The following is a 23,558-nucleotide window of genomic DNA, read 5'->3' as shown; positions in this document are numbered from 1 at the left end:
TCCGCTCAGATCTGTGAAGCGGGCAGGTGCACGACGAGACCATCGAGTTCGGCGCTCATGGTCAGCATGCACGACAGGCGGCTATTCGCGCGGCGCGGCTCGGCGGTGCTGTCGAGCATCGCGTCTTCCATATCGTCAATCGGCGGCAATCTGTCTTGCCACGCTTGTTCGACAAACACGTGACAGGTGCAGCACTGGCATGCACCGCCGCAGTCGCCGCTGATTCCGGCGATGTTCCGCTGAAGCGCGTTTTGCATCACCGTCGAGCCAACGGCAGCGTCGACGTCGGTGCGCGTGCCGTCGTGCGTGATGTATGAGAGTGTGGGCATGGTTGTCTCCTGATAGCGTTGGTAAAATGCCGGTTTTCGAATCGCGCGGATTGGCGTGCAGCTTGAACGGCAGTCCTACAGCGACCGGCTGATGATTTCCTTCATGATTTCAGAGGTGCCGCCGTAGATGCGCGCCACGCGTGCATCGACCCACGCCCGGCCTATCTTGTACTCGCTCATATAGCCGTAGCCGCCATACAGTTGCAGCAGTTCGTCGAGCAGCTTGCCTTGCAATTCCGAGCCGACCAGCTTGCACATCGCGCCGACTTCGGCGGTCAGGTCGCCGCGCATCGCCTTGCCCAGACATTCGTCGACGAACGCGCGCAGCATGGTGGCTTGCGCCTTCACTTCGGCCAGCTTGAAACGTGTGTTCTGAAAGTCGAACAGCGGCTTGCCGAACACGCGCCGGTCGCGGGTGTACTGGATGGTCTCCTCGAGCAACGCATCGACCGAGGCCGCCGCGCGAATCCCGATGATAGTGCGCTCCCACGCGAGCTGATGCGTCAGATAGCTGAAGCCCTGGTTCTCTTCACCAAGCCGGTTGCCGACCGGCACGCGCACGTTATCGAAAAATAGCTCGGAGGTGTCCTGTCCTTTCAACCCGATCTTCTCCAGCAGTTTCCCTTTGGTAAAACCTTCGGTGTCTTCTTCGACGCAGATCAGCGTCAGATCGCGCGATTGTGGGTCGAGTTTGGTGGCGGTGACCATCAGGCCGGCGTTGCCGCCGTTGGTGATGAACGTCTTCTGCCCGTTGATCACGTACTGATCGCCTTCGCGCCGCGCGCCGGTGCGCATCGAACGCAGATCGCTGCCGATGCCCGGCTCGCTCATCGCGATCACGCCGATCAGTTCACCGCTCGCCATGCGCGGCAGCCAGCGCTGCTTTTGCTCCTCGCTGCCATACGCGACGAGATAGGGCGCGACGATCTCCGAGTGCGTCGTAAAGCCGACCGCTGTTGCATTGACTCGCGCCAGTTCCTCTATCATCACCGCGGAATGGCCGAAGTCGCCGCCGCTGCCGCCATACTCCTCGGGCACGGTCGAACACAGCAGACCGATTTCGCCGGCTTTGCGCCAGAGTGATTTCGGTACGATGCCGGCCTGTTCCCACGTGTGCAGATTCGGCACGATCTCGGTTTCGATAAAGCGCCGGGCCTGCTCGCGAAATAGTTCGTGGTCTTCCCTGAAAACGGTCCGCATGGTCATGTCCTGCGAGGTTGTTGCTGTGCGTTTGGGTGGAGTGGGGCACGTCTGGTGCGCGTGACTTTGTCTTGCTGTGGTCGATCATCTGTCCACGTAGCGCGGCGGTCGCTTGTCGAGAAATGCGTTGACCGCTTCCAGGTGGTCTTCGGTGTGATGCGCGAGCGCCTGATAGGCGGCGGACAACTCCAGCAACGAATCGAGCCGCATATGCTGGCCTTCGCGCAGCAGCCGTTTGGTCAACCGCAGTGCATGCGACGGGTTGGCGGCGATGCGTCGTGCCATTGCCTGTGAATGCGCGAGCAGATCGTCAGCGGCGACGACCTCGGCCACCAGCCCCCATTCGAGCGCTTTCGCCGCATCGATCGTGTCGCCGGTGAACGACATCACGCTCGCGCGCTGCATGCCGATCACGCGCGGCAGCAGCCATGCGCCGCCGTCTCCCGGTACGATGCCGACTTTCACGAAACTCTCGGCGAAGAGCGCCTTGTCCGATGCGATGCGGATGTCGCACATGCACGCGAGATCCAGCCCTGCCCCGATTGCCGGGCCGTTGATGGCGGCGATCACCGGCACGTCGAGCTCGTACAGCGCGAGCGGGATGCGTTGGATTGTATTGCGGTAACTGTCGCGCACCTCATGCGGCGAACCGGCGAAGATGCCGCCGCGCTCGCGCATGTCTTTCACGTTGCCGCCAGCGCAAAACGCGCTGCCGGCGCCGGTCAATACGAGCGCTTTGATCGAGCGATCGCGGCGCACCTGCTGGCACAGATCGACCAGCTCATCCATTTGCGCGGGTTCAGACAGTGCATTGCGCGTCTCGGGACGGTTCAACCGCACGGTGAGCACCAAGCCATCGCGTTCGACACTCAAAAAAGCTGCGCTCATGCCGCGACTCCTTGCAGCGGGACTGCCGCTGCAGTTCGATCGAGCGGCGCGAGGCGCCCCGCGGTCAACGCCGGCCACAATCCCGCCGAGCCGGCCGCGCATACCGCGGCGCCCAGCCGTTGCGCCCACAAGGTCGCGTTGCCGAATTCGCTGCGCCACGACCACAGCCGCCGTGTCGAGTGGTGCAGCGCATGTTCATGGGTGAAACCGATCGCGCCGTGCACGGTGTGCGCCGCGGCCGCCGCGAAGCTTGCCGCCTCCGCGCTGCACACCCTGGCTGCGGCGATCGGCAGCTCGGCGAAGCCGCCGGCGCCGTCCAGCGATGCGCTGAACGCGCACTCTGCGGCCACCGCTGCGGCGGCCGCATGCTCGGAAAGCACGGCGATCTGCTGTTGCAGCGCCTGAAACGCGCCGATCGGCTTGCCGAACTGCACGCGTTCGGTGGCATAGAGAATCGTCATGTCGAGCACCGCCTGTAGTGCGCCCGCGATCTGCCCGCTGCGCAGCATGGCTGCGCCCAGTCGCAGTGCGTCGGCCTGCAGATCGGCGGGCAAGGGCACGCAGCTCACGCAAGCGGCACGCTCGAAACGCAGATCGTCGCGAGGTTCGCCCGCGGTGTTCAGGCGCAATTTCGCGTGTGCATCGGCCGTGTCGAGCAGCACCAGCGTCGGTTCTTTGCCCGCCGTGATAGCGACCACGTGGCCGACGTGACGGCCCCAAGGCACGTCTAACAGAGTGCCGCTCACGCGGCCCTGCTGCAGCGCCACCGAGCCGCCACCCGCAATACCGAGCGGCGCGTTGATCGCTTCGAGCCCGCATTCGCCGAGTAGCGCATTGGCCAGTAGCGTTTCGACAAGCGGCAAGGGCAGGTTGTGACGGCCCGCCGCGCGCACCACGACGAACAGATCGGCCCAGTTTGCGCCGGCGCCTCCCTGCGCTTCAGAAGCGGCCGCCACGGCAAAGCCGGACTCTTCGATGGCGCTCCATACAGCCGCCGGCCACGCGCCAGCTTCGCTTTCGCGCAGGACTTCGGGAGTGACAGTGTCACCGAGCAGGCGCTCGATGGTGGATTCGAAAATTTCTCTCATGGCGATTACCGCAGTCCAAGTCCGCGCGCGATGATGCCGCGCAGGATTTCGCGCGTGCCGCCGCGCAGGGAAAAGGAGGGTGCCATCTGCATCAGATAGGCGAGTACTTGTGCGTGGTCGCTGCCGCCGCCGGTGCTGGGCAGCGTATCGAGCAACAGTTGCGCGACTTCGGGAATCTCCTGCTCGAAGGTCGTGCCGAGATCCTTCACGCACGACGCGGCCCACGCTGGGTTGCGTCCGGCCGCAAGTTCTGCTGTGACCGAGAGCGACATCTGCCGCAACGTGAAGAGCCGGGCCGTGAGCCGGCCAATCTCGCGCGCCTGCAAGGCATCGGGTCGGCAGCCGATCGCATCGATCAGCGTATGCAGCAACGCGATGCTGCTTAGAAAGCGCTCGGGGCCGCTGCGCTCGAAGGCGAGTTCGGCGGTGACCTGCTCCCAGCCCTGGCCTTCGGTGCCGACCAGCGCGTCGGCGCTCAGCTGCACGTCGTCGAAGAACACTTCGTTGAAATGCTCGCCGCCGGCGAGATCGCGGATTGGGCGGATCGTGACACCCGGCGCCTTCAGATCGATGATGAATTGCGACATGCCCTCGTGTTGCGCGCTGGATTTGTCGCCCGTGCGCACGAGCGCGATCATGTAGTGCGAGTAATGCGCGTTGGTGGTCCACAGCTTGTGACCATTGAGCACCCAACCGTCACCTTGGCGTTCCGCGCGAGTGCGGATCGACGCGAGATCCGAACCGGAATTCGGCTCGCTCATGCCGATGCAAAAATAGCTTTCGCCGCGGCAGATCGCCGGCAGATAGCGTTCGCGCTGCGCTTCGGTCCCGTAGCGCAGAAGCAGCGGACCGCTCTGGCGATCGGCGATCCAGTGCGCGGATACGGGTGCACCCGCCGCGAGCAATTCTTCAATCACGACATAGCGTGCAAACGGGCCAGCCTCGCTGCCGCCATAACGTTTGGGCAGCGCCATGCCGAGCCAGCCGCGCCGGCCGAGTTCGCGGCTGAAGGCGGGATCGGCGCCCATCCACGATTCGGCACGCTTGAGCGGGGGGCGAGTCTTCAAGGCATCGGCCAGGAACGCGCGCACCTGCTCGCGCAACGGCTCGGCGTCGGTGGGAATGCTGTGATAGCGAAAAGCGTTAGCGGACATAGTTCGGATGGGACGCAAGGGAGCGGGCACCGGAGCGCGCCGATCATGGCCGAGGATATCGAGCGCATTACGCGGGCCACGCCGGACGCATAGGTCGCTTGAACCACGAAGCCGATCCATGCAGCGCGGCCCGGTCTGTGTTGCGGACGCCGCGGCCAGGTACAGCCGCGGCATGCGTGGACCGCCTTACAGCGCGGCCTGGGCGTCGGCCGCGGCGAACATCCGGTTGATGTCACCGGACGTCACCGGCTTGTTGGGATCGCGTACCGGCGCGGCGCCACCCATGCCGAGCGCGGGCTCGATGCTCACGTGCCTGGCCTTGGCGCGCAACGCGCCGACCGTGCAGTTTTCGCGGCCGAGCAGCGGGAACGGGTCGTACGAGAACTCGCGCATCGCATTCAGGTGGGTGATCTTGTTGATCACTTCATCGGACACGTTTTGCGCTTGCGCCTGTTCCCAGAACACGTCGGCGGAATTCGGCCACGTGCAGTCGGAGTGCGGGTAGTCGCATTCCCAGGTGACTTTGTCGAGGTTGATCGAATCGAGGTTCTTCAGGCCGAACTGATCTTCAATGAAGCAGGTGATGATGTGCTCGTTGAAGATATCGCTCGGCATCTTGCCGTCGAAGTTCGACATGGTCCATGCATGGTGGTGACGGTGCGTGAAGTCCGCACGTTCCAGCAGGTACGGAATCCAGCCGATACCGCCTTCCGAGAGCGCCATCCGCAGCGTGGGATATTTCTTCCACATCGGCCCCCAGATCCAGTCCGCCGCCGAATTCGCGATGGAGATCGGCATGGAGGTGATCCACGCGTCAATCGGTGATTCGTCGGAAGCGTGATCGGCCTTCGCGCCGGTGCCGATATGGCAGCAGATCACGACGTTGTTGTCCGCACAGGCTTTGTAGACCGGATCCCAGTGATCGTTATGGATCGACGGGTAGCCGTGCAGCGAGGGGTTGTCCGAGAGCGACAGGGCATGCACACCTTGCATGGCCATCCGTTCGATCTCGGCTGCGGCGGCTTGCGGGTCCCACCAGGGCGTGATCATCAACGGGATAAAGCGTCCCGCCGCGGCGTTGCACCAATCGTGCAGATGCCAGTCGTTGTATGCCTGGATCGCTGCAAGTGAAACGCCGCGATCGGCATAGGTCTGAAAGCGCTGCCCGGCGAAGCCAGGAAAAGTTGGGAAGCAGAGCGAACCGAGCACGCCGTTGGCGTTCATATCATCAACTCGCGCCTTGATGTCCCAGGTACCGCGGCGCATATGCTCGTAGCCGAGCGGCTCCATGCCGTACTCTTCTTTCGGCCGGCCTACGACGGAATTGAGGCCCATGTAGCCCGTGGCCTTTTCCTCGAATTCCCAAACATCGCGGCCACTGCGTTGCACGACTTTCGGTTCGCGGCCCTTGTATTTGGCGGGCATGTGACGTGCGAAAGCGTTAGGCGGCTCGATCGCGTGATCGTCTACGCTGACGAGAATGAGGTCTTCCAGTTTCATCGGGGGTCCCCGTAGTGAAGAGGCTCACCTTCGAGTCGGCGAGCCGGGTTTGGAGCGAGTTCGTATTGAGATAGTAGATAACAAGTTAAACACAATCAACGATAATGTTCATATATACGCCTCTGGCGCGGCGTTTTTAGGGTTTACAGGGAGAAGGAATGCGGATTTTTGCCCACGGCGGGACCCGTCCGCAGGTTCGGGGAGTTGGGCTTCGTTTGGTATGCGGGCGGGGGGATGCCGTTATGAGGCGGAGGCGGTGCAGGAAGGGGACTCGAACCCCTACAGTGCGAACGCGGTTTAATACTTCGAAGGAAGGGCCGATGCGTCAGGAAAGACGCGGCGACACGCAGGCGAGCCATCGCGCCGAATGAAAGGCAACGCGCAAACGCCAATGTTTCGGGCGCGCGGCCGCCGCGCCCGAAAGAGAAGAACCACTCAGAACAGTACCGACTCCAGCCGGTGAGCCAGATCGCGAACGGCCTCGCCGAGCGCATCTACCTGGGTCTCCCCTCGGTCGCCTCGAATCATGACCGTAGAGACAGTAAACGCGATGTTATCGCTCTTGTCGCAGACCGCAGCCGCAATCGCCATCACACCGGTAGCAAAGTACCCATCATCGCTGGCCCACCCACGCCGCCGCGCGCGATTCACTTCGCGCACGTAGGTCTCGAGCGAAATCGGCCGCGCCCAACGCAGCTGTTCGAATTCTTCCCGCAACTGTTCATCGGTGAGCCCGAGGCGGGCAGCGAACAGACGTCCGCTGGCGCCCATCAAAATCGGCAGCCGCTGTCCGGCCGGCATGTCGATGTGCAAATCAGTCGGACTCGACTCGGAACTCACCAGAACGATCCGGTCCGCCCCGAGCCGGCGCCACAAGGTCACGGTGACGCCGAACTCGGCGGCGAGATCCTGCATCAGCGGCGCAGCCAGTTGCAGCCGTTGCCCTTGCGTGACCAGTTGCTCCACCAGTCGCGCTAACCCGAGGCCTGCCGAATAGGTCTTCGACAGGGCATTGAAATCGACCACGTCTTCAGCAACGAGTGTGCGCAAGATGTTGAAGCAGGTGCTCGGATTGATTGACAGATGCCGCGCGATATCAGCGGCTCGCTCGGGCGCACCTGTCTGCGTGAGATAACGCAGGATACGGATTGCATTCGCAACGGGCTTCACCGTTACCGCGCTCGTCGGGCCATGGTTTTTCGGCGCTCCCTCAGCGGAGCGGCGCGCCACGCTCGCGCGGGGTCCTACCGATTCGCTTGCAACAGTGTTGTTCTTCGTCGTCATGGGTGGCGGTCTCTTGGTTGCCGTCCGGGCACTGCCACGTGCCGTTCAATTTCTATCCTCGCCCGTAAGAAACGCGGCGCCAAAGGGTGTTCACGGTGTTCTGGAATCGCTCCGGGATCGTTCTACCGGCAGTGATTATATTCTGAAGCCAGAATAGTCCCGGCGCAAAGCCTTTGTTCATAGTGGCTTACCCGATCAAAGATGCACGGTCGACGATGCTTCCGCGCGTGAGGAGACAGCTCCGCGAAGACCTGCGGCCAGGGTCAACCCGAACCATAAAATAAACACATTTGATTAATCTGTGCATATAATTTCCAGCCAACGGCCATGTATGGCCACGCGCCCAAAAGGAGGAGACATGAATTCGGAAATCAAGGCATCAGTGATGTTGCGCGTAAGCGCGGATCGAAGCCGCTGCTGCGGTTATGGCCTGTGCGCGCAACTGTGCCCGCAGGTCTACAAACTCGACGAGGACGGCCTTGTCTATCTGGAGGCGGAGACGATTCCCGCCGAATTCGAAGCAGATGCGCGCGAAGGCGCGGCCGCTTGTCCCGCTGAAGCGTTGAGCGTCGAAGCGATTACCGTCTGAGCCAACGGGAGAACCGACCACATGGGACGGCTCGCAGGAAAGGTAGCGCTGATCAGCGGCACCGGCGGCGGCCAGGGCAGGGCGGCCGCAATACGTTTCGCGCGTGAAGGCGCAAAGGTGTTCGGTTGTGATCTGAACGCGGCGGCGCAGCAGGAGACCATCGCGTTGCTGCGCGCCGAGGGTCTCGAGATGGAGGGGCCTGGCAGCGTCGATCTGGGTGATCCGCAAGGCGCCCAGGCGTGGATCGAAGACGCGGTCGCCACTTATGGTCGCATCGATATTCTGTACAACAACGCATCGGCGGCACGCTTCGGTCCGGTCAGCGAGATGTCGGTGGACGACTGGCGTTACACGCTGCGCAATGAACTGGACATTGTGTTCTATCCAACGCGCTTTGCCTGGCGCCATCTCGCGGCGCAAGGCGGCGTGATCGTCAATATCTCGTCGGTGGCGGCATGGAGTGCGTCGGCGGCGACCGGCATCGGCGCACATTCGGCAGCGAAGGCCGGCGTGATTGCCCTGACGCGGCAACTCGCGGTGGAAGGCGTCAAGCATCGGATTCGCGCGGTGAGCATCAGCCCAGGCGTGGTCGTCACGCCCGGCACCAAGCCGTTCCTCGATAACCCGGCCACGCGTTCCATGCTGCTCGCCGGCATTCCAATGGAACGCGCGGCAGAAGCGGAAGAAATCGTCGCCGCGGCGCTGTTCGTGGCGTCGGACGAAGCTTCATATATCACCGGCACCGACATCGTCGTGGACGGCGGCATGCTCGCGCTGTAACAGCGCCGTGCATGCCTGACAGATCACCCTATCAGGAGACGTCGTGGATATTATCGGCATCGGCTACCTCGGTTTCGAGACGGCCAACATGGATGAGTGGCGCACTTACGGCCCCGAAGTGCTGGGTTGGCAAATCGGCGCATCGCCAGACGCGGATCGCGATTCGCTGTACTTCCGCATGGACGACCGTCGTCACCGTTTCGCATTTCATCCCGGCAAGGTCGACCGGCTTGCGTATATCGGCTGGGAAGCTCGCGGCAAACTCGAATTTCAGGCGGCTGTCGAGCGGCTGCGCGAAGCAGGCGTCGAAGTGACTCAAGGCGACGCGGAACGGCGCGGCGTGCGGGACGTGGTGCGTTTTCGCGATCCGGTCGGCTATCAGCATGAACTGTTCTACTCGCAGAAATGGATGCCGCGCTCGTTCATCCCGGGGCGCCCGCATGGCGGCTTCAATGCCGGTGCGCGAGGCCTCGGCCATCTCGTGGTAATCACGCCGGAGTTCCCGCCGGAACTCGAGCACTTCCTGACCGTGGTGATGGGCTTTCACTACTACGGCGCGGGAGCAGGCAAGGGCAAAACCGCGTTCTATCGCTCGAAGCTGAACACCAGCACGAGCCACGATATTGCGTACGGCCTCGGGCCGAACAAGATGGGCATCCAGCACATCGGTCTCTTCGTGAACAATCTTCGTGACGTGGGCGAGACCTACGACATCGTCAGGCAACGCAAGCTGCCGATGATGATGACCCTCGGCCAGCACACGCAAGACCCGCACGTATCGTTCTATCATTTCTCGCCGGGAGGCTTCGCGTTCGAGATCATCACTGAACTCGAGCCATGGCACGGCGACGGTTTCGAACTGAATCCGGAGAAACTGAGCACATGGGGTCACGAACTGGTCGGTCCGATTCTCGGGCCGAGCGTGCGAGCGCCCGAAGAAGTGATGGATGCCGAGGGCCTTGCGATTCTTGCCGCCAAACGTCAGCAGGCTTAGCCCATGAAGCTCGCGAGAGTCCTTGACGCGGCGGGCGAGAGTTTCTGGGCTCAGGTCGACGAAAGCGCGCGCGAAGTGCAACGCATTCGCGCGCCGTTCGAAGTGTGGGCGCCGGCGCTCGCGGATCAGGGTGAGGCAGCCCTTGAACTCGATGCGCGCCGTTTGCCGCTGGCCGGCTTGCAGTTATGTCCGCCGGTGAATCCCGGGGCACGCGTGTTCGGCGTCGGTCTGAACTATCTATCGCATCTGGTGCGGCTCGGCCGCAAACAGGCGCCGCCGCATACGCTCGCTTATATCAAGCCGGCCTCGGCGCTCGTGCCGCCGGACGGTGAGATTCAATATCCCGCCGTTACGAATCAACTCGACTACGAAGTCGAGCTGGTGGCAGTCGTCGGGCGTGCGTTCGGCGACGAACCGCAGGCGAGCGCCTGTCTGCTCGGCTACACGGTCGGCAACGACATCAGCGCGCGCGATGCCGGCAAGCGGCTCGGCTCGCTCGATCTGTTCACACAGAAAGCCCTCGACAGCACCGCGCCGATCGGCCCCTGGATCACCACGCTGGACGAATTCGGCGGCCCTGGTCAGCCGTGCGTGACGCTCAGCTTGCGCATTAACGGCGAGGAGCGTCAGCACGACACGACCGACCAGATGATTTTCCCGGTCGACGAATTGCTGAACTACGTGGATGCACGTATTGCTTTACGGCCGGGTGACCTGGTCTTCACCGGCTCGACATGCGGCGTAGGACTCGAAGATGGCCGCTTCCTGCAACCGGGGGATGTGATTGAAGCGCAGATCGAGCGCATCGGTGTGCTGCGCAACCGTATCGGAGCGAAGCGGGTGCTCTCACCGATGCGCGCGATCGGCAGGTTGGGGCGTGGTGAATAAGCCGACAGAATTGACATACGCACTGCGCGCATCGTAATCACGCGGCGGCCGGCACTCAAGCTCAGCCGCCGTTTTCATTTACCGACGCTGCGCAACGTGCAAAGCGGCAAGCGTCCGCGCGTACGGCTTCACGCCCGAGCCGATCAGCCACAAGCCGAATAGCGCGGCGGGCGCCGCCGTACAAGCCACGGCATAGCGCAACGCGCCATCGCGATGAAATAGGTGATCGGTGACGAGCGCGACTGCGGTCGGCCCAAGACCGATGCCCAGCAATCCGGCCAGCAGCAGATACAAAGCGATGGCCTGGCCGCGCATCCGGTTGGGCACCACCGCCTGAATCGCCGCAGGTGCGGCCGACTGCGCAATGCCGAGGCCGAACACGCTGACGAACAATAGCGCGAACGCGAGGCGAGCGTTTGGCATCAGCGGCCATAGCACGCACGGCAGCGCGAACACCACCGAGCCGAGCAGCGCGACGCGAAAGCGTGCGGCCGTCACGCCGCGCGCCCTCCACGCATCGCTGAGAAAACCGCACAGCAGCGTGCCGCCCGCGCCTGCAATTGCAATGATCAGGCCGAGCACCGGCCCGGAACGCGAAGGCGGCATACCGAAGCTGCGCTCGAACAACGCGGGTGCCCAGGCAAGCGCTCCATAGCCGATGATCGACAGCAAGGCCGGATAGGTCAGGACGCGGGCAAACGTGGCGGCATGCAGGCGCAGATAGCGCACGAAATCGCCGACGGAAGCGGTCTCGCCGGCCTCGATGCCGCTGCCTGTCACCGTCAGTTCCTGGCGGGTAGGTTCGCGCACCGTCACCAGCAATAGCAACGCGAGCGGCACGGCCGGCAGCGCGGCCGCGACAAACGCGAGGCGCCACGCCGGCACGGTGCCGAAGCCGGCAATCGGCAGACCGTCCGGCGGAATCGCCGCCAGCAGCCAGCCGCCAAGCAGCAATGACGCGCCCGAGCCGATCGCAATCGAGACGTAATAGACCGCGATCGCCCGGCCACGCTGCGCCGGCACAAAGTAGTCGGCGATCAACGAATAGGCGGCCGGCGCCAGTACTGCTTCGCCGATCCCGACCCCGACCCGCGCGAGCAGCAGGTGCCTGTAGCTCTGGCCGAACGCGAACAGCGCGGTGGCCGCGCCCCAGAACAGTAGCGCCGCGAAGATCAGATTGCGGCGGTTGCCGCGATCCGCGAGGCGGCCGAGCGGCAAACCGGTCAGCGTGTAAAAGATCGCGAACGCGTAGCCTTGCAGCAGACTGAACGCCGTATCCGAGATGCCGAATTCTTTGCGCAAAGGACGCACCAGCAGCGCGGGCAGCTGACGGTCGAGTTGAGACAGCAAGGTGGCCGCGAAGAGCACGGCGATGACGTACCACGCGTAACGGGCCGGTGGATAACTGGACGCTGTGCCTGCGCAGGCAGCAGGCGAGACGGACGAGGCTTGCTGCGTCCGTGGCGTGAGAGCGGTGGGCAAAGCGGAACTCCCGAGGCAGATGGACAACCGCCCGCGCGAGGCGGGCGGTGTCATACGTCATGGAATGCAGTATGCAGAAAATACGCTGCGTTAGCGTGATGGTTTTCCCGCCCGCTTACTGGTCGACCACTGCCTCTCCGCGCGCTTTCACCATCTCGTAGAAATCGCGTTTGAGCGTTGGGTAGTACGCGATCTGGCCGCCCATGCCACCGGCAATATCGATCGATGCCGCGCTGATGAAACTCGCGTAATCGCTCGACAGGAACAGCGCCATGCCCGCGACGTCTTCCGGCTTGCCAAAGCGGCCGATCGGCACGACCTTCAGCACCATCTTGTCGAATTCCTCGCGTGTGCAGCCGGCCGGCATCTCGCGATAGTGGCGGTCCCACTGGCCCGTGTCGATCCAGCCCATGTTCAAGGTATTGACGAGGATGTTGTCTTTCGCGAGCGACATGCCAAGCGATTTCGACATCGCCACGCAGGCCGCGCGGTTGACGACTGACGGAATGCCGTCGGGCGTCGGCACGACGCCTGCGAGCGCGTTGATCTCAATGATGCGGCCCCAGCGCTGCCTGCGCATATGCGGCACGACCGCCTGCACGAAGCGGAAATGGCCCATTTGCAGGATGTTGGCGTGTTCGAGGATCTGTTCCGGCGTGAGCGTTTCGAGATTCCCGCCGCGGCCCTGGCCCGCATTGTTGATCAGCACGTCGACGCCGCCCCAACTTTGCGCGACGTGTTCGACGAAGTGCTTGACGCCTTCGGTATCGGTCACGTCGACCGAGCGCGCGATCACCGCCGAAGCGCCGCGGTCCTCCAGGTCTTGCGCGACGGCTTCGACGTCGGCGCTGGTGCGCGCACAAATGGCGACGCGCGCGCCTTCGGCTGCAAAGGCCCGCGCGATCGCGCGACCGATGCCGCGTGACGCGCCGGTGACGATCACGCGCTTGCTGCTCAAGTCGATCTGCATATGTCTCCTCGTGTCGGGCGCAGGGATGAAGGGCCCGCTGAATGGTTTCTGGTTTTTATAATTTAAACAGGATAGCGATAAATGTACAGATAAACCGGCGTCCCAGGTTCTTCGCATCTAGCGCTAGTCCATTGCGACATGAGCGTTGGTGGACGACGCGCTCGAATGACGGGCCGGGCGGATGATGGCCAGCAAAGGAATCACCACCAAGGTGGCGATCAGCATCAGCTTGAAGTCGTCGATATACGCGATCATCGAGGCCTGCTGGTTGATCTGCATGTCCAGCAGCGCAATGGCGCTCGGCGAATGCAGGTCGACCTGGTTCTGCACCACCGGGTCGTACACGGAGACATGGGCGGCCAGCGATGCATGCGCTACCTGCGTATTGCGTGTGATGAAGGTCTGGACCACCGAAATCCCGATACTGCTGCCGATGTTGCGCATCAGGCTGTAGATGGCGGTGCCGTCGCTACGCAGCTCGCCGGGCAGCGTGGAGAAGGTGACGGTGCTGAGCGGCACGAACACGAGGCCCAGGCCGAAGCCCTGTATCACACCTGGCCAGACAATGTTCGATTGCGACAGCACCAGCGAGTAGTGCGTCATCTGCCACAGCGCGAACGCAGAGATCAAAAAGCCGGTGACGAGCAGCACGCGCACGTCGAAACGACCGATCAGCCGGCCCACCACCATCATGGCGATCATCGTGCCGATGCCGCTCGGCGCACTGACCAGACCCGCGGTGGCAGCGTCGTAATCCATCAGCGATTGCAGCATCGGCGGTAACAGGGCGCGCGTGGCGTACATCACCGCGCCCACCACGAAGATGAAGAACACGCCCGTCACGAAATTGCGGTCCCTTAACAACTGATAGCGGAAGAAAGATCGGGGCCCTGCGGTTGCCGTATGGGCAACGAAGAAGGCGAAGCTGATGACGGCCACCAGTGCCTCGATGCGGATTTCCAGCGAGCTGAACCAATCGAGTTGCTCGCCGCGATCGAGGAGCGCCTGCAGCGCGCCGACGGCCAGACTCAGCGTGACGAAGCCGAAAAAATCGAACCGCTCGCCGAGCTTGCGGCGGTTTTCCGGCAGATAGGCGAGTGTGCCGAACAGCGCGAAGGCGCCCACCGGCAGGTTGATGAAGAACACCCAGCGCCAGTTATAGCTTTCGGTGAGCCAGCCGCCGAGCGTGGGCCCGAGAATCGGCCCGACCATTACGCCCATGCCCCACAAGGCCATCGCCTGCCCCTGCTTTTCGCGCGGATTGATATCGAGCAGGATGGATTGCGACAGCGGCACCAGCGACGCGCCGAAGATCCCTTGCAGCAACCGCGCGATGATGATTTGCGGCAGCGAGTCCGCCAGACCGCAGAGGCCGGAAGCGATCGTGAAGCCCGTGATCGACGCAGCCAGCAGATGCTTGACGCCGAAGCGGGTGGCGAGCCATCCGGTGAGCGGCGTGGCGATGGCCGCGGACACGATATACGAGGTGAGAACCCAGGTGATTTCGTCCTGCGACGCGGACAGCGCACCCTGCATATGCGGCAGTGCCACGTTGGCGATCGTGCTGTCGAGTGATTGCATCAGCGTGGCCAGCATGATCGACACGGTGATGAGCGGTCGGTTGAGCCCGGCGCCGGGTTGCAGCGGCTGGGCGGGTGCCGTGGAATGTCCTGCCATAACGTAGAGGTCTCAGTCGCGTCGCGCGCAAAATTAATAAGCGTGCTTATTGTAATTGAGACAGATATCGACGTCATGTTCATATTTGACTAAATTGACTCGTATAATCGCCGGCATGGAAAACGGCTACGACAACCGCTTGGGCTTTCTGATCACGCACGCGGGCCGGCTGTGCGGCCGCCTTTTCGATGAGCGTGCCAAGGCTCGCCTTGGCTTGACGCGCGCCCAGAGCCGGGTGCTGGCTTACCTTTCCTGGTATGGCGAGACGAATCAGGCGAGGCTTGCCGAGACACTGGAGATTTCGCCGATTTCGTTGACGAGGCTGCTGGACAGAATGACCGAAGGCGGCTGGGTGATGCGGGTGGCGGATGCCAGCGACCGGCGGGCTTACTGCGTGAAAGCGACCCGGAAAGCACAGGCAGCGCTCGTCCAGGTGCTGGATGTCGGGGACCGGGTTGCGGACGAAGCTTTAGCCGGCTTCGATGCTCACGAGCGGGAAGTGCTCGTCGGGTTGCTGCATCGCATGAGGGCGAATCTGGCCAAGGCGATCGCGAACTGCAGCACGGCTGACGCTTGAGGTGACTCTGCCTCTACCGAAGCTGCGGGCTATGCGCTGTGTGCCTGAATCAGAAACTCCTGCAACTGGCGCGCCGCTGGCGCAATCTCTCCGCTGGGCCGCCATAGCAAGCCGACTTCCATAGGCGGGATGGCGTCGACGAGAGGCCGCGCGTCGATCCGCATTCCATCGAGCGACCAGGCTCTAAACAACATATCTGACAGAACGGTCACGCCGAAACCGTTGGCCACGAGGCCACGGACGGCTTCCATGGAGCCGGTCCGAAACCCGATAGTCGGCTCCAATCCGGCCGCGCGCCAATATCGCATCATCGAGGCCTCCCCTTCGTCGACGGTGAGGACAATGCTCGGATGCGCGGCAACATCGGCCAGCGAGACGCTCGGCAGCATCGCCAGCGGATGCGAGGGCGCGGTCCACAATTGCCGCCTCGAGCGGATCAGGATCTGGCGCCCGAAGTCGTCCAGTCGACCGACATTCGACACGAGGGTCACGCCGAGATCGATCTCTCCCCGCAGCACGGCCTCTTCAATGGCCGGCCTATCCATGTCGCGCAAATCCAGTTCGATCGCCGGAAAGCTCGCACGAAAGCGCGCCAGCAATTCCGGCAGAAAATAGCCCAACACGACATAAGAGGCAGCGATCCTTACCGTGCCCGAACTGGCCCGTGCGCCGGAACGCGGTTTATGCAACGCGTCACGCACAGACTCCAGCACGTGTCGTGCATGATTGTAGAAATCGTGACCGTCGGCGGTCAGCGTGACGCCGTGCGCGCCACGGTCGAACAAGCGGGCACCGAGCGCCTGTTCGAGCGCGATCACGGCGTTGGTGATCGCCGATTGCGACACATGCTCGCTCACGGCAGCCATCGAAAACTGGCCCGCGCGAGCAGCGGCGACGAAGTAGCGGAGTTGTCTGAGCGTAACGTCTTTGGCCATGCGTTTTTCGGATGCGAGGCTTGCGTTTTTGTGGTTTTACCGACGGAAATGGCCTGCCTATACTGACCCGAAACCAATCTCGGGGACAAGCCCATGAACGCGCCAGACTCGCCCGCTCAAGAAGCGGAGCTCGCCGCCGTCTCGCTCGACGACAAATACACTTTGAACGAAGGCCGCATCTACATGAGCGGCACCCAGGCATTGGCGCGCCTGCCGATGTTACAGAAAGAACGCGACCGTCGCGCGGGTCTGAATACCGCCGGCTATATTTCGGGCTATCGCGGTTCGCCGCTTGGCGCGCTGGATATGGCGCTGTGGAAGGCCAAAAGTCATTTGAAAGCGCATGACGTCGTGTTTCAGGCGGGCGTCAACGAAGACCTCGCGGCGACCGCCGTGTGGGGCTCGCAGCAGATCAATCTATGGCCCGGCGCGACGTACGACGGCGTGTTCGGCATGTGGTACGGCAAGGGACCCGGCGTCGATCGCACAGGCGACGTGTTCCGCCACGCGAATTCGGCGGGCACTGACCGACACGGCGGCGTGCTGGTGCTGGCAGGCGACGATCATGGCGCGAAGTCGTCGTCGGTGGCGCACGAATCGGAGCACGCGTTCATCGCAAGCGGCATTCCGGTGCTGTATCCGTCCAGCGTGCAGGAATATATCGACTACGGCTTGCACGGCTGGGCCATGAGCCGCTATTCGGGCCTGTGGGTCGCGATGAAATGCGTAACCGACGTGGTGGAATCCACCGCATCGATCGAGATCGATCCCGAGCGTGTGCAGATCGCAATGCCGGCCGATTACACGATGCCCGAAGGCGGCTTGAACATCCGCTGGCCCGATCCGCCGCTCGCGCAGGAGGCGCGACTGCTCGACCACAAGTGGTACGCGGCGCTCGCCTATGTGCGCGCCAACAAATTGAACCGCGTGGTGATCGATTCGCCCACGCCGCGCTTCGGCATCATGACCGCCGGCAAGGCCTATCTCGACGTGCGCCAGGCGCTTCTCGACCTAGGCCTCGACGACGCAACCTGCGCGCAAGTGGGTATCCGCGTATTGAAAGTGGGTTGTGTATGGCCGCTCGATGCGCAGGACGCGCGCAACTTCGCGACAGGCTTGCAGGAAATCCTGGTCGTGGAAGAAAAGCGCCAGATCCTCGAGTACGCGCTCAAAGAAGAGCTGTACAACTGGCGCGACGACGTGCGTCCGAAGGTCTACGGCAAGTTCGACGAGCGCGACAATGAAGGCGGCGAGTGGTCGGTGCCGCGGGGCGACTGGCTGCTGCCGGCGCATCACGAACTGTCGCCGGCATTGATCGCGAAAGCAATTGCACGACGTCTCGCGAAAACCGATTTGCCCGCCGACGTCGCCACGCGAATCGCCGGGCGCGTCGCGGTGATCGAGGCGAAGGAGCGCGAAGCAGCGAAGCCGCGTGTCACGGTGGAACGCAAGCCGTGGTTCTGCTCGGGGTGCCCGCACAACACATCGACGCGGGTTCCGGAAGGCTCGCGTGCGCTGGCGGGCATCGGTTGCCACTATATGGCGATGTGGATGGACCGCCAGACCGACACGTTCAGCCAGATGGGCGGCGAGGGTGTTGCATGGCTCGGCCAGATGCATTTCACGAGCGATAAGCACGTGTTTGTCAATCTCGGTGACGGCACCTATTTCCATTCCGGCTTGCTGGCGATTCGCGCGGCGATCGCGGCGAGCGCCAATGCCACCTACAAGATCCTCTATAACGATGCGGTCGCGATGACCGGCGGCCAGCCGGTCGACGGCGTGCTGACGGTGCCGCAGATCGCGTTTCAGGTCGTCGCCGAAGGAGCGAAACGGGTGGTGATCGTCACCGACGAGCCTGAGAAATACTCGGCGGCAGTGGCCTTGCCGACGGGCGTCCAGGTCCATCATCGCGACCGGCTCGATGCGATCCAGCGCGAGTTGCGCGACACGGCCGGCACCACGGTGCTGATCTACGACCAGACCTGTGCGACGGAAAAGCGCCGGCGCCGCAAACGCGGCGCGTATCCCGATCCGGCCAGACGCGCATTCATCAACGATGCGGTCTGCGAAGGTTGCGGCGATTGCTCGGTGCAGTCGAACTGCCTGTCGGTCGAACCGCTCGAGACGCCGCTTGGCATCAAACGCAAGATCAATCAGTCGTCGTGCAACAAGGATTTTTCGTGCGTGAAGGGCTTTTGTCCGAGCTTCGTCACGGCGGAAGGTGCGCAAGTCAAAAAACCGGCAGGCGCGGACAGTGCTGCGCGAGGTGACGATCGCATGCCGGATTTTGCAGCGTTGACACAGCCGCGGATCGAGCCGCTGGCGCAACGCTACGGCATTCTCGTGACCGGCGTGGGCGGCACGGGCGTCGTCACGACAGGCGGGCTCATCGGCATGGCCGCGCATCTGGAACGCAAGGGCGTCGTCGTCCTCGATATGGCCGGCCTCGCGCAGAAAGGTGGTGCGGTGTTGAGTCATATCCAGCTTGCGCCGACGCCCGACGCGTTGCACGCCACGCGCATTGGCACCGGCGAAGCGCGGCTCATCATCGGTTGCGATGCAATCGTGTCGGCATCGCCTGAAGTGCTATCCAGGACGCGTATCGACGTCACACGCGCGGCGATCAATAGCGGCGCTACGCCCACTGCCGAGTTTGTGAAGAATCCGCACTGGATCTTCCCAGGTACGCAGACGGAGCACGATCTGCGTGCCAACATCGGCGAGCATTGCGCATTCATTGATGCCAATCAGCTCGCATTGACGCTGCTGGGCGACACGATTTACGCGAACCCGTTGCTACTGGGCTACGTGTGGCAGAAGGGCTGGTTACCGCTTTCAAACGCGAGTCTGCTGCGCGCGATTGAACTGAACGGCGTGGCGGTGCAGAGAAACCGCCTCGCGTTCGACTGGGGGCGTTATATCGCGGAACATGGCGCGCCAGCGGCGGATCAGTTCGTCCCGCGGCACACCCGCGCCGACGCGGTCGTGTTGCAAATGCCGCAGTCGCTGGAAAAGCTGATCGAGACTCGCGCGCAGGCTCTCGTCGGCTATCAGGACGAACGCTACGCGGCCCGTTACAGAAACATAGTGGGACGACTGCGCGCGAGAGAAATGCAAATCAGCGACGATACAAGGATTCCGCTCACACACGCCGTCGCAGAGAACCTCGCGAAGCTGATGAGCTACAAAGACGAATACGAGGTTGCACGGCTCTATGCGGACCCGGCGTATCTCGACAAGCTGCGCGCCCAGTTCGAAGGCGAGCCGGGCAAAGATTACACATTGAGCTTCTATCTCGCACCGCTTTTGCTCGCGAGGCGCGACGAACATGGCCACCTGGTGAAGCGTCGCTTCGGCTCGTGGGTGCTGCCCCTGTTCCGCGTGCTAGCGAAGTTCAAAGGCCTGCGCGGCGGAGCCTTCGACCTATTCGGCAAGACTGCCGAACGGCGCGTGGAGCGGCAACTCATCGACGACTACATCGCGCTGGTGGACACGTTTTGCGCTTCACTGAATGCGGACAACCTCGACATCGCGATCAGGCTCGCGAAGTTGCCGGACGAGATTCGTGGCTTCGGTCACGTCAAGGAACGCAACATCCATGCGGTGGAAAAGAAGCGGCAGGCGTTGATGACGGAGTATGCGCAGGCAGGGGCGCCGAAGCAGTCGAAGGAGCCGCGAGGTGAGCGGCTCGTAGTGTGACGTGACGAAGCTGAGGGGCGCTTGCATGAAGAGAGCGTCCCTGACTACGCTCAACAGCGGCTCAACAAAATCTCCGCCAGCTTCACCGGTTCGCTGATCATCGCGTTGTGGCAGGTATCGAGTTCGATCACTTCGTCCACACCTCCGAGGTTGCCTATGAATTGGCGCTGCACTTTCGGCCGTAACGCGCGGTCGCGCTGGGTCAACACCCAACTCATCGGCACGCGCGGCAGTGTCGAACGGTCGACCGGCTCGGTCGTTACCCTTGTGCTTTCCGCGCATAGACCCGCCACGACGCGTTGCTTCTGCTCCCGCGTCATACCGTTGGCGAACACCCAGCGCGCGATGAACGCGGGGAAGGGCGCGCTGACGGCAGTGCGCCGCGCGGCTCGCGCGGCGATCACGTTCATCGGCGCGTGCAATGTATCGAGCACGGTCTTGCCGTCGGGCGGAATGCAGCAGGCGATGAAAACCATTCGTTGCACGAGCGCGGACCCGAGCCGCGCAGCCACACCGGGCAACGTAATTCCCGCCATCGAGTGGCCGACCAGCATCACGCGGCTCGGTCGTGTCGCCCGAATCTGCGCGGTCACGCTGTCGACGCATTGCCCGATTGTCAGCGTTGCCAGATTGCCCGGTTCGTTACCGTGACCGGGCAGATCGACGGCGAGGACTTGCGCTGAGGGATCGAGCGCACGCAATGCGTCCACGGTGGGCTGCCAGCAGGCGCCGCTGTGTTGGCCACCGTGCACCAACACGATAGTCGGCTTGCCGGCGGTTTTCGACTTCCCGGCAGAGTCACCGGAAATCCGCTGCGCCCGCGACGACGGTAGCGCGCTCAATATGCTTCTCTACCGCGCGCGGCGAACAGCGCACGCATTGGCGCCAAAGTCGGCGCGTGGCTGGTGAAGCCGCCATCGACGGGGAGGGTCGCGCCGGTGATGAACGCAGCTTCGTCCGAAGCGAGAAAGCACACGACGTCCGCCACATGCTTTGGTTCACCGAGATAGGGCGTCAGATGGCCGTCGAGAATCACCGCCTTGATGTCCTCGGGCAGCGGATGCGCACCGCCATTCTCTGCGACCACGAGACCGATCTGGATCGTGTTCGAACGAATGCGTTGTTTGCCGTACTGCGCGGCAATCGACTTGCTGAGGATCGTCAAACCGGCCTTCGACGCGGCGTATGCGCTCAAGGTGAAATCGCCCTGTGCGCCAAATCCGGACGACGCGTGAATGATCGAGCCGCCCCCCACTTTCAGCATCGCGGGAATCGCGTGCTTCGAACACAGCATCGGGCCGCGCAGATTGACGGCCATCGCGCGATCCCACGCTTCGACTTCGACGTTGCATACGTCGCGGTCGCCGCTGCGTTGCGCGGCGTCGAGCACGGCCGCATTGTTATGCAGGATATCGATACGTCCAAAGCGCTCCAGCACCGCCGCGATCATCGCCTTAACCTCAGACTCGGACGAGACGTCGGTGCGCAGGCCGATCGCCTGTTCCCCGATCGACGCGGCCACCGCCACCGCCGCATCGCCGTCGATATCCACGACCGCCACGCGCGCGCCTTGCGCCGCAAGGCCGCGCGCGCAGGCCGCACCAAGTCCGCCTCCCGCGCCAGTGACGATGGCCACTTTGCCTTCGAGCTTGCCGGTCGTCGCTTGCGTGCCGCCAGTACCGCCAATACCACTAGTCATCTGCTCAGTCTCCAGTGAAAACAGGGGTGCGCTTTTCCTTGAAGGCCAGCGCGGCTTCTTTCACGTCGTCGCTTGGGGCGAGCAACGCGAACAGATCGAGTTCGCGGTCCAGGCCGCGGCGCAGATCCAGTTCGAGCGCGGCACGCGCGGCCTGCTTGACGTAGATGGTGGCCGCCGGCGATTTCGCCGCGAGCCGGTCCGCCAGTGTTTGCACTTCGGCGATGAGACTCTCGGGCGTCGCCGAAATGCGCGTGACGAGGCCGATTTCCTTCGCTTGCTGCGCGTTCATCCGGTCGCCGGTGAGGAGTACGTCGAGCGCACGGCCGTGACCGACCACCCGCGCGAGGCGCTGCGTGCCGCCGCCGCCCGGAATCAGACCGAGACCGGTTTCCGGCAACGCTAGCACGGTATCGGGCGATGCGAAGCGGATGTCGCAGGCGAGCGCGATTTCCAGCCCGCCTCCCATGCAGAAGCCGTGCAGCGCGGCGAGCACCGGCTTCTGGACCTGATCGAGCGCCTCGATCCAGCGCGAGCGCTCCATGCGCCGCCGAACCTGCAGCGACGATTCGGGACCGCGCTTTTCCTTGATGTCCGCACCCGCGCAGAAGCCTCGCGGGCCTTCGCCGCGCAGCACGATCACGTGGACATCGGGATCGGTGTCGAGGAGCTGCAGCGCCTGCGGCACGCCACGGCGAATCTCGTCGTTGATCGCATTGATCTGTTCCGGCCGGTTCAGCACGATCCACGCGGTCTTGCTGCTGCGCTCGATGCGCACGGTGGGGTTGATCGTCAGCCCATTCATGGTGGTGGTCCCCTCGTCGGTGGTCAGCATTTAGCGGGGCGCCTGAAATTCTTCGAATTCGAAGAGCTGCCCGTCGAGTTCGGCGGGGTGAATGCGAATCAGGGAACGGCCGTCCACCGCTTCGGACGATTCGATCCAGTCGAAACCGATGTCGCGCGCCTTCAGCTCTTCGGCCTTGACTTGCAGGCCGTTCACCGCGATCCGCACGAAATACGGGCCGGGCCCCCAGCTGTTCAGATAGCGGCCGGCCTCACCGTCCCAACGGGTCGCCTCGAGCACGTCGAGGGACGCGCTGTTGGGCAGCGTGAAGCCCATCCGCGCGCGCCGGTAGCCTTCGCCGACCAGCATTTCTACTGCGCCGACCGGTTCCCAGTCGAGATTCGCTGAGCAGCGGCGCAGGGTGTCGTCGAGATCGCGCACCAGAAAGCCGCGTGCGGTGACGCGCACCAGTTGGCCCGGCTGCAGATCGCGTGGTTGCGGCGCAGGGCTCGCGAAGGTTTCGGGCGGCAGTTGCAGCGGCTCCATCGGCATGATCTCGATGCACAGGCCGCCGTCCACGGACGGTTCGTATTCAGGGCGCTCCGGCGTCACGCCGACCCACAGACGGTCGAACGGCATCTCGGGCGTGCGCTGCGCCATCCGGAACGGCAGCCGGCGACGCATCAAACGCTCGACAGTCTGCTCGAACTTCGGACCGTGTGCGGCCACCACGATCGAGTGCGTGAGGATCGGCCGATGCTTGCCCTGAAATGCTTCGAGGCTTTGCAGGAAATGATGGAACGACGGGTCGCCGGGATTCAGGCGATCCAGATGCACTTGCGGCTCTACGCGTGTCGGTGCCACCGCCAGTGACTTGTGCACACGCAGGAAATGCGCAATGTACGGATGGTTGTCGAACGCCTGACGCCAGTTCGGGTGCTTGTGAATGCCCAGCTTGTTGACCAGCAATTCGGTCATCCCGTCCGGGTCCGGAACCATCATGTCGGCGGTCATCAGCAGATCGAACATATCGGTGAATCT

Annotated in this window: 21 protein-coding genes; 6 read left to right on the top strand and 15 right to left on the bottom strand. The window is 63.2% G+C overall.

What is annotated here, in order from left to right:
• Positions 1–5 precede the first annotated feature (5 nt).
• From P3T23_RS28890 to P3T23_RS28860, 7 genes are all read right to left on the bottom strand, one after another.
• Positions 6–329 (bottom strand): 2Fe-2S iron-sulfur cluster-binding protein, encoded by a 324-nt coding sequence (locus P3T23_RS28890; RefSeq protein ID WP_429319507.1) that lies wholly within the window; start codon positions 327–329, stop codon positions 6–8.
• Between the two features lie 75 nt (positions 330–404).
• A complete protein-coding gene (locus P3T23_RS28885) occupies positions 405–1,529 on the bottom strand; it encodes an acyl-CoA dehydrogenase family protein (protein WP_429319506.1) in 1,125 nt (374 codons plus the stop codon).
• An 84-nt stretch (positions 1,530–1,613) separates the two neighbouring features.
• Positions 1,614–2,417: a crotonase/enoyl-CoA hydratase family protein gene (locus tag P3T23_RS28880; protein WP_429319505.1), complete on the bottom strand. Its 804-nt coding sequence runs from the start codon at positions 2,415–2,417 to the stop codon at positions 1,614–1,616.
• Positions 2,414–3,505 (bottom strand): acyl-CoA dehydrogenase family protein, encoded by a 1,092-nt coding sequence (locus P3T23_RS28875; protein WP_429319504.1) that lies wholly within the window; start codon positions 3,503–3,505, stop codon positions 2,414–2,416. Before P3T23_RS28875 ends, P3T23_RS28880 begins: the two co-directional genes overlap by 4 nt.
• Before the next feature lie 5 nt (positions 3,506–3,510).
• A complete protein-coding gene (locus P3T23_RS28870; protein ID WP_429319503.1) occupies positions 3,511–4,659 on the bottom strand; it encodes an acyl-CoA dehydrogenase family protein in 1,149 nt (382 codons plus the stop codon).
• Between the two features lie 186 nt (positions 4,660–4,845).
• Positions 4,846–6,159 carry an amidohydrolase family protein gene (locus P3T23_RS28865; protein ID WP_429319502.1) on the bottom strand — a complete coding sequence of 438 codons (1,314 nt, stop codon included), beginning with the start codon at positions 6,157–6,159 and terminating at the stop codon, positions 4,846–4,848.
• 435 nt (positions 6,160–6,594) lie between these two features.
• Entirely contained in the window at positions 6,595–7,443 is an 849-nt protein-coding gene (locus P3T23_RS28860) for an IclR family transcriptional regulator (RefSeq protein WP_429319501.1), read from the bottom strand.
• A 358-nt stretch (positions 7,444–7,801) separates the two neighbouring features.
• Between P3T23_RS28860 and P3T23_RS28855 the strand changes: the two genes are divergently transcribed.
• From P3T23_RS28855 to P3T23_RS28840, 4 genes are read left to right on the top strand one after another with little or no spacing between them, the layout of a single operon-like run.
• On the top strand, positions 7,802–8,032 hold the full coding sequence (locus tag P3T23_RS28855; protein WP_429319500.1) for a ferredoxin: 231 nt from the start codon (positions 7,802–7,804) through the stop codon (positions 8,030–8,032).
• A gap of 21 nt (positions 8,033–8,053) precedes the next feature.
• Positions 8,054–8,812, top strand: a complete 759-nt coding sequence (locus P3T23_RS28850; protein ID WP_429319499.1) for an SDR family NAD(P)-dependent oxidoreductase — start codon at positions 8,054–8,056, stop codon at positions 8,810–8,812.
• A 43-nt stretch (positions 8,813–8,855) separates the two neighbouring features.
• Positions 8,856–9,806, top strand: coding sequence for a VOC family protein (locus P3T23_RS28845; protein WP_429319498.1), 951 nt, complete (start codon positions 8,856–8,858; stop codon positions 9,804–9,806).
• Between the two features lie 3 nt (positions 9,807–9,809).
• Positions 9,810–10,694 carry a fumarylacetoacetate hydrolase family protein gene (locus P3T23_RS28840; RefSeq protein ID WP_429319497.1) on the top strand — a complete coding sequence of 295 codons (885 nt, stop codon included), beginning with the start codon at positions 9,810–9,812 and terminating at the stop codon, positions 10,692–10,694.
• Between the two features lie 78 nt (positions 10,695–10,772).
• Here P3T23_RS28840 and P3T23_RS28835 read toward each other — a convergent pair whose 3' ends face one another.
• From P3T23_RS28835 to P3T23_RS28825, 3 genes are all read right to left on the bottom strand, one after another.
• Positions 10,773–12,176 carry an MFS transporter gene (locus P3T23_RS28835; protein ID WP_429319496.1) on the bottom strand — a complete coding sequence of 468 codons (1,404 nt, stop codon included), beginning with the start codon at positions 12,174–12,176 and terminating at the stop codon, positions 10,773–10,775.
• A gap of 115 nt (positions 12,177–12,291) precedes the next feature.
• On the bottom strand, positions 12,292–13,146 hold the full coding sequence (locus tag P3T23_RS28830; RefSeq protein WP_429319495.1) for an SDR family oxidoreductase: 855 nt from the start codon (positions 13,144–13,146) through the stop codon (positions 12,292–12,294).
• 123 nt (positions 13,147–13,269) lie between these two features.
• Positions 13,270–14,823: a DHA2 family efflux MFS transporter permease subunit gene (locus tag P3T23_RS28825; RefSeq protein WP_429319494.1), complete on the bottom strand. Its 1,554-nt coding sequence runs from the start codon at positions 14,821–14,823 to the stop codon at positions 13,270–13,272.
• Positions 14,824–14,938: 115 nt separating this feature from the next.
• Here P3T23_RS28825 and P3T23_RS28820 point away from each other — a divergent pair, with 115 nt between their 5' ends.
• Positions 14,939–15,400 (top strand): MarR family winged helix-turn-helix transcriptional regulator, encoded by a 462-nt coding sequence (locus tag P3T23_RS28820; protein WP_429319493.1) that lies wholly within the window; start codon positions 14,939–14,941, stop codon positions 15,398–15,400.
• 29 nt (positions 15,401–15,429) lie between these two features.
• On the opposite strand, the gene P3T23_RS28815 is transcribed toward P3T23_RS28820, so the two are convergent.
• A complete protein-coding gene (locus tag P3T23_RS28815; RefSeq protein ID WP_429319492.1) occupies positions 15,430–16,335 on the bottom strand; it encodes a LysR substrate-binding domain-containing protein in 906 nt (301 codons plus the stop codon).
• A 93-nt stretch (positions 16,336–16,428) separates the two neighbouring features.
• Between P3T23_RS28815 and P3T23_RS28810 the strand changes: the two genes are divergently transcribed.
• The gene (locus tag P3T23_RS28810; RefSeq protein WP_429319491.1) at positions 16,429–20,037 is read left to right on the top strand and encodes an indolepyruvate ferredoxin oxidoreductase family protein; all 3,609 of its coding nucleotides are present in this window, start codon (positions 16,429–16,431) and stop codon (positions 20,035–20,037) included.
• Positions 20,038–20,087: 50 nt separating this feature from the next.
• Here the strand turns inward: P3T23_RS28810 and P3T23_RS28805 are convergent, their stop codons facing one another.
• The 4 genes from P3T23_RS28805 to P3T23_RS28790 are packed head-to-tail and all read right to left on the bottom strand — an operon-like array spanning position 20,088 to position 23,546.
• Positions 20,088–20,879, bottom strand: coding sequence for an alpha/beta fold hydrolase (locus P3T23_RS28805; RefSeq protein WP_429319490.1), 792 nt, complete (start codon positions 20,877–20,879; stop codon positions 20,088–20,090).
• Positions 20,876–21,736: an SDR family NAD(P)-dependent oxidoreductase gene (locus P3T23_RS28800; RefSeq protein WP_429319489.1), complete on the bottom strand. Its 861-nt coding sequence runs from the start codon at positions 21,734–21,736 to the stop codon at positions 20,876–20,878. The genes P3T23_RS28805 and P3T23_RS28800 overlap by 4 nt, the downstream gene beginning before the upstream one ends.
• A gap of 4 nt (positions 21,737–21,740) precedes the next feature.
• Positions 21,741–22,568: an enoyl-CoA hydratase/isomerase family protein gene (locus P3T23_RS28795; protein WP_429319488.1), complete on the bottom strand. Its 828-nt coding sequence runs from the start codon at positions 22,566–22,568 to the stop codon at positions 21,741–21,743.
• Positions 22,569–23,546, bottom strand: a complete 978-nt coding sequence (locus P3T23_RS28790) for a lactoylglutathione lyase (RefSeq protein WP_429319487.1) — start codon at positions 23,544–23,546, stop codon at positions 22,569–22,571.
• Between the last annotated feature and the right edge of the window lie 12 nt (positions 23,547–23,558).

Source organism: Paraburkholderia sp. GAS448 (assembly GCF_050435685.1).
Classification (GTDB): Bacteria; Pseudomonadota; Gammaproteobacteria; order Burkholderiales; family Burkholderiaceae; genus Paraburkholderia.
Note: the sequence above shows the minus strand (reverse complement) of the source record. Positions and strands in the feature narration are given on the sequence as shown.

What these genes read in the sequence shown, in the direction of transcription:
- P3T23_RS28865 (WP_429319502.1), bottom strand. Translation starts at nt 6,159, where the DNA reads ATGAAACTGGAAGACCTCATTCTCGTCAGCGTAGACGATCACGCGATC.
- P3T23_RS28875 (WP_429319504.1), bottom strand. Translation starts at nt 3,505, where the DNA reads ATGAGAGAAATTTTCGAATCCACCATCGAGCGCCTGCTCGGTGACACT.
- P3T23_RS28795 (WP_429319488.1), bottom strand. Translation starts at nt 22,568, where the DNA reads ATGCTGACCACCGACGAGGGGACCACCACCATGAATGGGCTGACGATC.
- P3T23_RS28830 (WP_429319495.1), bottom strand. Translation starts at nt 13,146, where the DNA reads ATGCAGATCGACTTGAGCAGCAAGCGCGTGATCGTCACCGGCGCGTCA.
- P3T23_RS28890 (WP_429319507.1), bottom strand. Translation starts at nt 329, where the DNA reads ATGCCCACACTCTCATACATCACGCACGACGGCACGCGCACCGACGTC.
- P3T23_RS28810 (WP_429319491.1), top strand. Translation starts at nt 16,429, where the DNA reads ATGAACGCGCCAGACTCGCCCGCTCAAGAAGCGGAGCTCGCCGCCGTC.
- P3T23_RS28880 (WP_429319505.1), bottom strand. Translation starts at nt 2,417, where the DNA reads ATGAGCGCAGCTTTTTTGAGTGTCGAACGCGATGGCTTGGTGCTCACC.
- P3T23_RS28800 (WP_429319489.1), bottom strand. Translation starts at nt 21,736, where the DNA reads ATGACTAGTGGTATTGGCGGTACTGGCGGCACGCAAGCGACGACCGGC.
- P3T23_RS28825 (WP_429319494.1), bottom strand. Translation starts at nt 14,823, where the DNA reads ATGGCAGGACATTCCACGGCACCCGCCCAGCCGCTGCAACCCGGCGCC.
- P3T23_RS28815 (WP_429319492.1), bottom strand. Translation starts at nt 16,335, where the DNA reads ATGGCCAAAGACGTTACGCTCAGACAACTCCGCTACTTCGTCGCCGCT.
- P3T23_RS28820 (WP_429319493.1), top strand. Translation starts at nt 14,939, where the DNA reads ATGGAAAACGGCTACGACAACCGCTTGGGCTTTCTGATCACGCACGCG.
- P3T23_RS28855 (WP_429319500.1), top strand. Translation starts at nt 7,802, where the DNA reads ATGAATTCGGAAATCAAGGCATCAGTGATGTTGCGCGTAAGCGCGGAT.
- P3T23_RS28860 (WP_429319501.1), bottom strand. Translation starts at nt 7,443, where the DNA reads ATGACGACGAAGAACAACACTGTTGCAAGCGAATCGGTAGGACCCCGC.
- P3T23_RS28870 (WP_429319503.1), bottom strand. Translation starts at nt 4,659, where the DNA reads ATGTCCGCTAACGCTTTTCGCTATCACAGCATTCCCACCGACGCCGAG.
- P3T23_RS28840 (WP_429319497.1), top strand. Translation starts at nt 9,810, where the DNA reads ATGAAGCTCGCGAGAGTCCTTGACGCGGCGGGCGAGAGTTTCTGGGCT.
- P3T23_RS28790 (WP_429319487.1), bottom strand. Translation starts at nt 23,546, where the DNA reads ATGTTCGATCTGCTGATGACCGCCGACATGATGGTTCCGGACCCGGAC.
- P3T23_RS28885 (WP_429319506.1), bottom strand. Translation starts at nt 1,529, where the DNA reads ATGCGGACCGTTTTCAGGGAAGACCACGAACTATTTCGCGAGCAGGCC.
- P3T23_RS28850 (WP_429319499.1), top strand. Translation starts at nt 8,054, where the DNA reads ATGGGACGGCTCGCAGGAAAGGTAGCGCTGATCAGCGGCACCGGCGGC.